Source organism: Pseudomonas avellanae BPIC 631, from assembly GCF_000444135.1.
In the GTDB taxonomy this organism is placed as follows: Bacteria; Pseudomonadota; Gammaproteobacteria; order Pseudomonadales; family Pseudomonadaceae; genus Aquipseudomonas; species Aquipseudomonas avellanae.
Window position 1 is genome coordinate 1 of the sequence record NZ_ATDK01000071.1, and the last position, 10171, is coordinate 10171.

Here is a 10171-nt window from a genome sequence, read left to right on the forward strand (position 1 = left end):
CTAAGAATATTTCGAGGGACATCCGAATCGATTCAGATCTCAAACCCATACTGGGAACTGAAAAGCTTGGAATCATCAAAGGCAGTTCCAAAGCACGAACAGTGCTGGCGTTTCACGCTGCGTTATTTGAACTATGCACCAATGATCCGCGCTCTCCTTTCAGAGTACTGGTATTCGACACACCTCGGCAGCAGGAAATTCACTGGGAAGATTTAGATGCTTATATCAAAGCGCTGAAAGCTGTCGCACTACGTAACAATGCCCAAATCATTTTTTCGACTACCAGTTATCAGTACTCGATCAATGACAAAACGGATAAAGAATGGTTGCCGAAATTCGCCGGCTCCGAGCAGCCGATGTACCTCGGGGGGGCCGATCAACCTCTCATTGATGCAGTGCCTTGACGGAAATAGTCGGCGTCAGACTCCGTTTAAATCACAGAACGACAAGGGCCGTGATATGGCAGGCGATTGCGACAAAAATTGCGACATGACATGGCGTGTCGCTTAAGAGTATTCATGGTTCAAGGCGCTACGCATGATATCCCACGTAGAGGCTCTAGATAGGTTCGCTGAAGAGCTGACGAGAGAAATCACTTGAGGGCTTCCGCTGTTCGGCGTAGCGCCAATGAATGAAAAAAATCTCGAAACGCTTTAAACCGTCTTTATTAAAGGCAAGTCATCCAACAAGTTACTTTAAGGTGCTGAACGTGGCAAAACGAACAAACCCTCTAAACGATCGACAGATGGCAGATGTCAACAAGGCAATGCACCTTACACAGAACGCGCGCTCCCAGTTCTCTTTGCCAATTTTTAAAGATATGAATTCTGGTCGCCCTGATCTAATCGGCACAGGCTTCGTTATTGATTTCCATGGTTGTTTCTATTTCGTTACTGCCGCGCACGTGATGGATCATCATGAATATGAACAGCCACTATTCTATTTTACGAATCAAATTAACCGTCAGCATATTCAGGGTTCTTTCAGAACATCCTCTCAAGACGTAGCTAATAGAAATAATGATCAGGTCGATTTGACAGTGGTAAAACTTCCCGCTGGTAAAGGATGCCCTGATGAAAGTATTCAGAAGTCCGCAATCCCATTAGATCTAATAACGCGAGATACTTCCAAAATTGGGGACTGTCGTTTAATTCTCTCAGGATATCCACTTACCAAGTATAAGCCTGACGAAAATAAAAAGTTACTGAATACAGTTTGCTACACGTGGATGGGGAAAAGTATATCCGACGAAACTTATCGTCGCTTCAAATTTGAAAAGAACCAGAATCTACTTATTCAGTTTGAGCGCAAGAACACTATGGGGCTAGATGGTCTTAAGGGTATGATGTTTCCCGAGCCACGGGGCGTGAGCGGGTCACCGGTTTGGCATACTATCGGATATCGCAACGAAGAACGTATTTTGGTGATTGAGGGTTTTTTATTAGCAGGCGTGCTCATTGAACATATTCGGGAGGGCAAGTTTTTCCTGGCTACGAGCATCGATACTGTAATGGAGATGGTTATCGATCTCCATCTTTCCCAAGATGAAGTAGATGATTAAAGTCGAACTTCCCTGCAGTTCTGTTTACGTTTGATCGGCACGCCCTTCTGGCTGATTATGACTTAATACAGTTATCAGGCTCGTTTATCCATAGAGCAATAGAATATGCTTATTTTTTTGAGTTATTCTCTGTTCTAGTGCTCGACCTGGCACGTGCCATTATTTTGCACGTTTACGCTTGGAGTTTATAGGTGTGCATTTTTAGTGCGGGTCAGCAAATCAATTACCCCGAGAGCAGAGGCATAGTAAATGGAGCAACATACATTCATTGACCGATATTTTCACAGCCAGCGTGAGCTGTTGGATTTCAGGCACACAGAAGACCGAGATATAAATACTCTGTTTACCTATCTGAATAACCTGCACTCGACGGCAGATAAGCTTTCTGAAATTTTCAACTGCAATATTAAAATATTTCCAGAATTCAAGATGCTGAGACTTATCAGGAACTATTGCCACCATGTCGGTGATGTGGACGAAATCCGGTTGCACGTCAAAGTTGGGGAAAACGTCTTCGTCAGCCATTCGCAACATCTTCTGATACCATTAGAAGTACTCGCAAAAAGTGTCAAATCATTCATGGAGAACAACATGTCTGACCCAAAAAGAAAAAACTATAACGCTAAAGCTCAGTTTGTAAAGAAGGAGATGGATAGTATTGCCGAAATTTTCGACTACACCGCAAACCTTATGCAGGACCTTGAGGTTTTCTGCCAAAAGCCAAGCTTGAATCTTGATGGAAAAAATTACGAGCTCGGCTTCGATATGTACAAATTTGTCTTCAATATAACGAACATCATTGCAGACAAATGCCGAGATATTCCGGAGCTGCAAAGCAAGCGGGTAATTCAGGATTTGGATTGGGCATACCGAGCAGCAAACAATATTGGCAAGCATGACGTGCTTTGTAGTCCATTCAACGTGCCAATTACCACCACCAAAGGCTTCATTTACGCGAAGAAAATCAGTCGCGCATATTAAGTAACTTCGGACTGAAAATCCGAGTAGCTGTAAGTCTCGATTGCTCGGCTTAGGGTGCGTGAATATTCGGCTTACACACTACTCTAATAGCAAGTAATGTGTCTAATGCGGGAGAGGGTTGAGCGCTCGTCTCCACAGTATTCGTCAGGCGGCAAGAGTGAGGATATTTAGGTCCAAACGCTTCTATTTGGTCTTGCGGTATGTGGCTGCATCTTTACCAATACTCAGAACCAGGCGTTATCTGTACTGTTGTCCACCAACCGCTTTTGGTCCAGAGTGACTCCGAGCTTTTCGTGCGGCCCTTACTGGTCCTCGACCCGTTGGGCCTGCCGAGTGGTTCGCCGTGGCGATACAGTAATCATTGCTACCTAAGGCCTGTCATACCCATTCGATGATGCAGAAAGGATGGGCAATGGTTTAGAGATGGAGTTTTCATAGAAGCAGCAGATATACCTGAGTATGCCCGTGAATCCTTGGGGGAGGTCGATCCTTTCAAGCGTAGCTGGGCATTCGAGCTGGTTGAGCACGTTACCAATACGGTGGCAGATGCTGGAGGAGTCACCTAGCAACTCGAACAACACTGAGCGCTATTTCTCGAAATCCCCCGGTTCAGCCGGTCGCACCACATGATTGATCAACTACCCCAACTCGTCGTGACCGACGACGACTCTACCGGAGTTTTGCTGGAAGCCTCTGACTCGGATTTCACTACTCGACTGGATGACATGCCTTTAGCCCCGGTCAGATTAGTATCGATGATATTGATCACCGCGTCGCAGCTTGAATACGTTTGTTCTGGTGGGCGAGGAGCATGCGAGTGTCTGGTAAGCCGCTTGAAGGCTGCGCGCATCTGGCATATGAGCAGCTTCCATCGTGCTAGCGTTTTTTGGCACCGCGCGGCTCTAGGAAACTGGACGAAACGTACGACAGTTTTGTAAGTATAATGTCAGCTTTTGGTCGATTGGTGCCTGACGTGGGAAGCAGCAAGCGACCCTACACTGCCGCTAAGCATAAAAAATGGGGCAGAAGTTTTGATCCAAAATTAGCTCCCTTTCCAGGCGACATGGCAGTAACTGTCAGCACCTCAATTTCTTGGAGGATCTGCAAGCTTAGTGAAGAAAAGCTTGAGGCTTGTTTAGGCTGCCTTAGGTTTACGCTTACGGGCATGTGTGGCGAAGAATTTTATTAGCCTGATCCAGGGTAGTATGAGCTATCCTCCCAACGTTTAAGGAGAAAAAGACGATGCCGAGTGGGCTTACGCTATCGCTAATTCAAGCCCAAAATTTTGGGTCAATTTATGTTCTGAAGAAGCGGTTTCTGAGTCGTTTCGCATGTAGGCTTGCCGTCTTTTACGTTGTTATCAAAGTTCGATTTAAGTAATGCTTGCCGATAAACTATAGGCACTGAGGAATTGACTGTCTGACTGCGTCACTTCTGAGTTCCACAATCGAGTAGTAGGTCATATTATGCATTTTTCCAAATTACGAACGGTCGGCTGAGAACCATATCGATGTTAGATAGCAAGGAAAAAACTGGCGATAAATTTAATTTTTTTGAATTTTTTGCAGGTGGTGGCATGGCTAGATCCGGGCTTGGTGATGGATGGAACTGCTTATTTGCCAACGATATGGATCGTGTTAAAGCTGCGACTTATATTCAGAATTGGGGGGGGAGTCATTTTGATGGGCGTGACATCCACGATGTTAAAATAGAGGATTTGACAGGCAATGGCGACTTAGCTTGGGCATCTTTTCCTTGTCAGGATCTTTCTGTGGCCGGAAATGGTTTGGGGATTGGAAATTCAGATAGCGAAGGGTCTACAAGGTCGGGGGCTTTGTGGCCTTTTCTTGAGTTAATTAATGGTTTGCGTAAAGAGTCCCGACAGCCCCCGCTACTAGTTTTGGAAAATGTCGTAGGCTTACTTTCTCTCGAGGGAGGACGCGATTTCGCCGCCATCTGCTTGCGCTTGGGCGAAATTGGGTATCGTTACGGCGCTGTAATTATTGATACTAAGCACTTTTTGCCTCAGTCTCGTCCTCGCGTATTCATTATCGCTTTGCTCCGCGAAATCGCTATTCCGGATAAACTTGACTATGGTATGGCAACAGAGTCTTGGCACCCACCGACTTTAATGCGGTCTTTCAGATCATTATCCCAACAGGCACAAGCTGATTGGATCTGGTGGGATTTAGGATCCGTTCCAACGCTAAAGCAAGGCGCTCTACAAAGCCTTATTCAATTCGAAGGAGTTGAGTGGCATACATCTGAAGAAACCCAAAAAATAATCAGTAGAATGACTCCCATCCATGTGGCCCGCCTTGAAAAGGCGAAGGCTGCTAATATTGCCAGCATTGGAAGCCTTTATTATCGAATGCGTAGAGAGGGAAGTGTCAACAAGCAGCGCGCGGAGATAACTTTCTCTGATGTCTTGGGCTGTCTAAGAACGCCGAGAGGGGGTGGCTCCCGTTCACGAATAATTGTGGCAGGGAATGGTGAGGTTAAAACGCGCCTGCTTTCGATCCGGGAGGCCGCCGCATTGATGGGACTGGAAACTACCTACGTATTACCTGAAGCTTATCAACATGCCTTTAAGGTCATAGGAGATGGTGTGGCAGTTCCCCCTGTGCGTTTTCTTGCTGAAAGACTTCTTGAACCGTTAATTTTAGCTGCGCGGGAAGATACTGTGAGCTATTTTGAAGAAGCTGTATCGCAGTTGGTCGCAACCGCTTGAGTGGTTCTCTCAAAAAACTGAGGTTAGCGAGGGCGCATTAAATCCGCTGCGGTCATTTTTGGTGCTGGCTTACCGGGCCAGCAAAATGCCATTAAGTGGCATTTTCAAATCTAGGCTGATGGCGTAAGGTTTTACGTCATTTGGCGACGACCTAAGGTCGTAATAGTTCGCGTTACAGAAAATACCGCAGCTTTATGGAGATGCTGTTGGCGTCCACGCGGTGGGGCTTAATGTTTTCGACAAGGATGAAATACAGTGGATTTGCCGCGTACTTTTGACGCATGGGAGAAACTGCTCGTTGATTATTTTCTGGCGATTGGTCCAGATGGCGACGCCAGCCCCATCCGGGCCCTCGAAGTCACCCCCAGCACGTTGACACTTGCCTGCGGTGCCGCGCCTGGAAGCGAAGCACAGGTTGAAGAGCTTTTCCGCAAAATGTTATCGCAAGACCTTCTGTTGATGGACTCGCTTCGCGATGGCTCTCAGCGGATTGAAAATCGAAATGTCCCCAATTGCTTTTCTTACCTCACATTAACTTTGCTGATTGACAATCTGCTAGAGGGCAACACAACTCAGAGTGGAGAGTATCGCCATAAACTCGTGAAATGGCTGGGGAAGGACACTACGGCTTCCAACCTACGCGGGATAGCGTTGATGTGGGAGAGTTTGGTTCGGTGGCTGGAGAAGCGTATTCAAGCAGGTGAGCCGTTTCGTCGTCTTATCTTGCCTAACCCCGGTAATTGGACTCATATAGGCTATACACGGCATCTGTCATTTCCGAGTAAGGCCGATCTAAAGCTCGTAGCCAATTTTTGCCATGAACACCCCAGCGCGCATCGAGACCTTCACGTCAGCATTTCTGCGTTTCCGAGAGCGCTGGTCGACGATCGCGCCTCCTGGGGGCTTCGCGATGCGTTCGAAGAGTTCCGAGACGCTTACTACTTGCAACGCCGCGCATTGGGTGACCTTCGCTTCTGGCGTCTCCTGGAACGTGCGTCCACTCTTATTGGCCGTCCGACACGTAGTAGTGTCACGATCGAAATGCTATTCGACGCGGATAAATGCGCGTTGTTTTTTGCCTACTTTGGCGAGCAGAGTGAGGCCGAGCCGTTCACCTCTTTTAATAATGCGTTGATAGCGGTAAGGGCTGAACACAGTGAAAATTTGGCGACCGCCGCCACAATGGGAGTTGTAATCTTCCGCCTGATTGGTGCGGGCCGCTGGCGAGCAGAACCGGAGGCCTGCGATTCCGCTTTTGGCCTGCATGTCGCTATTGCTGATAGGCACAGGCGAAGAATTGGAGAACGACTGGGGCAGCTTGCAAGCAGCGGTGATTGGGCGATCACAACCGTTCCTCTGACCTTTGAAGTGGTCAAAGATGCGCTTAAACAAGCAAAACTATTTCCTGCCACACAGGAGTTGATCGTTCGTCCGTATCTCTCCGGTGGCATTCGTAGCGACGGTGTTTGGCTGGGTCGACCACGCTTTTTCCCAAGCCTTGACTCCGATACCTCTGACTATGTGATACGGGATGCATTGCCTCGCGAGTCGGAGTGTTTGCTGACAATCAAGAAGGGACAGCTCAGCGCCCCTCAATCAATTGAAGGCGCCTTCTTCATTCATCCTGTAACGCTTCGAGGTGAAGAGCAGGCGCCCTGGAGCATTCGCCTGCAATTCGTCCGCAATGCTTTCGTACATCCGATGCTCACGGGCGCACGCTACAAATTGGCGCCATTGAGAGACTGGGCTGTGGGGGAGAAGCTTCCCGTCGATGTTACTACCCAGGACACGTTGGACTGGGAGTCGGGTGATCCCGCCTGTGAAGATCTTTTGGAGGCAATCTATGCAAGCGGAAAAAGTGGATGGGAGGAGGCCCAAATCATTGCACTACTCAGCTGTGCTGACGAGGCTATGAGTCCATGGCTTCTTTTGCGTAGTCTTCGAGATGCAGGCATCGTTGAGCCGCGTTTACGCAGCGGTTGGAAGGGACGCGTTTGGACATTGAGGGAGCCAGTTATCCTCGAAGCTCACCGCGATGGGCAGGCTTTAGCGCTGGTGGAAGGCGCGCTTTGCGCGCGTATGGTTGAAGATTTCAAGCTGGCTGTTGAAGGGTTGGGTGGTATTCCCTTTCGACGTCTAGGCGTTACTAGCTGGGCTGCGCCTCTGTTCGGTGCTCAGGACGTTCAAGGTAAAGCTGTTGCCGAACGTCTCGGCTGGCGCTTCGAGAGCGAACCCTTATCGCCATCCGAGAAACCGCTAGCGTTTGTTGAGACGCCGCATCAGGCTCTGCACTACGAAGAGACTAGAGCCTGGTCTTGGGCGAAAGGACGTTTTGTATCCACCGATGTTACCCAAGAGAACGTTCGATTAGTCCGTCTGACTCACACCGGCGAGCGTGATCACGATGTCTATTGCATCGAGCAGAGCAGCCTCATACATCATTATTTCTCGCATACTGCCGCCATTGTCTCGGCCTATGCCCTAGCTCGAAAGTCTTTGTTTGAATGGAGACCTGAACAAAATTTACTTGTCCTCACGGCGTGCGAGGGTGGACTTCCTGACGCATTGGCTACAGAAACGCGCCGGCGAATGCTACGCAATGGCGGGCCCTGTGGCCGGGCATATGTTTATCCCGCTAATGGCGAGATGGCTCGCTGGCTAGATAGGCGACTTCCTAGTTGTATCGCCGGGCCGTTCCACGAGGCGTTGCAGCAGGATACGCTGGGTCTTATTGGCATCGCTCGCCGCACCTCGGGTCGTTTGCGCCTACAGTGGCGTAACGGCTCAACCACTCTTTAGTATTCATTTGGAATCAGGTTAACCATGGCGGCAAATTGGGCGTGGTATATCGGGCAATGTGTAAAACGACATGATGTCAACATGGCTGTGAAAGTTGTTGCCGTCCGGTCAGGAGAAGGATGGTCGCTACTAGATAATCCACAAAAGCTTTTCCCAAAGATGGGCGAGGTGGAAGTTCGTTTACAGAACATCTCAGCACATCATCCGAACGATTGGCTCAGCTTCCAGGTTGCTCAAAGAGAGCCACGCGGGAAATGGAAGGCATCGACCTATCGCCACCTCATGCCCTTCCTTGATCTCCAGGATGTAGGAAGTCTGGAAGTGCTGCGCAGTCGTTTGACCGTAGATGGCTTGGACGGGCCGAGTCATAGCGGAAATTGGATTATTCGCTACAGCGAAGACCGCATCCTCATGCTCGGCCTCTTGCGCTCGTCAGACAATCGGTACCGTATGGCGACTGGTGGCAATTTCAATGTATATGCCTACGAACCCGAGTTATTGCATAACGTGCCGTCAGATGGTGCCGAGGTTTCTCTCTATGAATTAAAACGGGGGGGAGAATGCCTTGAGGAATTAGATTGGGCACCTGACGAGGAGTACATCAAGCGCATTTTGCGTGCTATGGCGGGTGCTCACGATCCACGTGCTGACACTGTCATAGATTGGTTGAAACGCTATGCTGACGAGGCGACCGGTCAAGTAGGAGCGAGTGTAGTAGATAGCCTTGCGGCGCAGCAAAACGCGAGATCAGGTGAGCTCGCTAAGCGCTTGATGGCTGACAAAGAACTGCTAGAGGAATTGACTGAGGCGCTTCTGGCAGACCCTAGGCTGCGCTCCCGTCTAGAAAGCGAAACTCAAGCGATCGCCGAGCAGGAGCGAGAATCCATCTTTATCTCGCTTTCGGGTGAGTTGGAGCGGGAGTTTACGACGCTGCGCGAACAGCGTTTGTTGGAGATTGATTCTGAGTTGAAGTTGCTGGAGGCCGCGCAGCGCGAAGCATTGAGTCTTCAATTTAATCAAGAGGAGGCGTCCAATTTACTTGTAGTGAACGACCGTATTGCCGCTCGCCAAGTGGAAATGGAGTGCGAGCTTGAGGCGCAGCGCGATAACCTGCAGCGGGGCCTGGACATACTTGCGGCGCAACGTGAGTCGATAATCGTCGAACTGGAAACCCTCAGCACACAAATTGAGGATCTCCAAACTAACCTGTCGGACCTTCGATCGCTTGAGTCTCAATCCGTCGAGGAGATTACCAGGCTCCAAGAGGAAGCTGCCTCTATCCACGTGCCGAAGAGCGTCAAGCTTGAGTCCGTGCTGCGTTTCAATCCGCCGCAGATTGTTCCAGTCCTTAGCATTGGGGAAATGCAACAAGCCATCATGAACTGCATGCTGCTTACGCCAGAAGGTAAAGAGCGTATGTCTCAGTTCCTTGCATTGATGCTGGCCGGTGAAGTACCGGTAATCCATGGGCTGGAAACGCAGGATTTTCTTCTTACTGCTGAGACCCTGCTGTCTTCCGGGCGGTCAATGCGCTTGGAGGCCGACCCTACTGTCATTACCTTCGAAGATCTTTGGCTTCGTGCAGGCACGCAACTCCCGACATCCCTAACTCACGGACTGGAGATTGCCTCCGGAAGATCCCCCGCAACTGTACTCGCCGTTATCGAACATGCTGAGCGATCTGGGGCCCGTTTCTGGCTCCCTGCGCTTGCGGATCGTGCGCGCCGGGGAGAGCTTCCTAGACGTTTTCTCGTCTGCACAACTATCGAAGACGAAGACTGTGATGAAGCTCAGGCGATTCGAAGCCAAGCTCCCTGGCTCGATGTCACTGGGACTATCACGCCAGCGGGATCCGCCTTGGCGCTCATTGTTTTTGCACCGGCTAATGTTCGACAGCTTGATCCGGGCGAGCGCACCGAGGACATTTCCCCAGCGGTGGTGGCGGTGGCGCGAGTTGCCAACCAACTCACTTTGGTAAATTCCTTGCGACTAGCCCGAGCAGCAACGGAGTGGATCCGCTTGAACCCAGGGAATCAATACGAGCAAATTCCGGCAGCGCTTACCGAGTTTTTCATAAATCAGTCCGGCCAGTCTGGGCG

General features: G+C 49.7%; 6 protein-coding genes and 1 pseudogene. 6 read left to right on the plus strand and 1 reads right to left on the minus strand.

Annotation, left to right across the window (positions count from 1 at the left end; all coding sequences use genetic code 11):
* Both DW49_RS0105470 and DW49_RS0105475 read left to right on the plus strand, forming a co-directional pair.
* Positions 1-404: pseudogene (locus tag DW49_RS0105470) on the plus strand (hypothetical protein); the annotation flags it as partial.
* A gap of 305 nt (positions 405-709) precedes the next feature.
* A complete protein-coding gene (locus tag DW49_RS0105475; RefSeq protein WP_147477502.1) occupies positions 710-1561 on the plus strand; it encodes a hypothetical protein in 852 nt (283 codons plus the stop codon).
* 219 nt (positions 1562-1780) lie between these two features.
* Here the strand turns inward: DW49_RS0105475 and DW49_RS1000000133285 are convergent, their stop codons facing one another.
* Positions 1781-2086, minus strand: coding sequence for a hypothetical protein (locus DW49_RS1000000133285; protein ID WP_206539568.1), 306 nt, complete (start codon positions 2084-2086; stop codon positions 1781-1783).
* Between the two features lie 66 nt (positions 2087-2152).
* Here DW49_RS1000000133285 and DW49_RS1000000133290 point away from each other — a divergent pair, with 66 nt between their 5' ends.
* The 4 genes from DW49_RS1000000133290 to DW49_RS0105495 form a co-directional block, all read left to right on the plus strand.
* A complete protein-coding gene (locus DW49_RS1000000133290) occupies positions 2153-2542 on the plus strand; it encodes a hypothetical protein (RefSeq protein ID WP_206539569.1) in 390 nt (129 codons plus the stop codon).
* Between the two features lie 1510 nt (positions 2543-4052).
* Entirely contained in the window at positions 4053-5273 is a 1221-nt protein-coding gene (locus DW49_RS0105485) for a DNA cytosine methyltransferase (RefSeq protein WP_024421115.1), read from the plus strand.
* Between the two features lie 255 nt (positions 5274-5528).
* A complete protein-coding gene (locus DW49_RS0105490) occupies positions 5529-8072 on the plus strand; it encodes a hypothetical protein (RefSeq protein ID WP_005622392.1) in 2544 nt (847 codons plus the stop codon).
* 81 nt (positions 8073-8153) lie between these two features.
* Positions 8154-10171: coiled-coil domain-containing protein (locus DW49_RS0105495; protein ID WP_241478683.1), on the plus strand; the 2018-nt coding region annotated here is incomplete at its 3' end.

Excerpts from the sequence above, each read along its gene's own strand:
- DW49_RS0105485 (WP_024421115.1), top strand. The coding sequence starts at position 4,053 with ATGTTAGATAGCAAGGAAAAAACTGGCGATAAATTTAATTTTTTTGAA.
- DW49_RS1000000133285 (WP_206539568.1), bottom strand. The coding sequence starts at position 2,086 with ATGGCTGACGAAGACGTTTTCCCCAACTTTGACGTGCAACCGGATTTC.
- DW49_RS1000000133290 (WP_206539569.1), top strand. The coding sequence starts at position 2,153 with ATGTCTGACCCAAAAAGAAAAAACTATAACGCTAAAGCTCAGTTTGTA.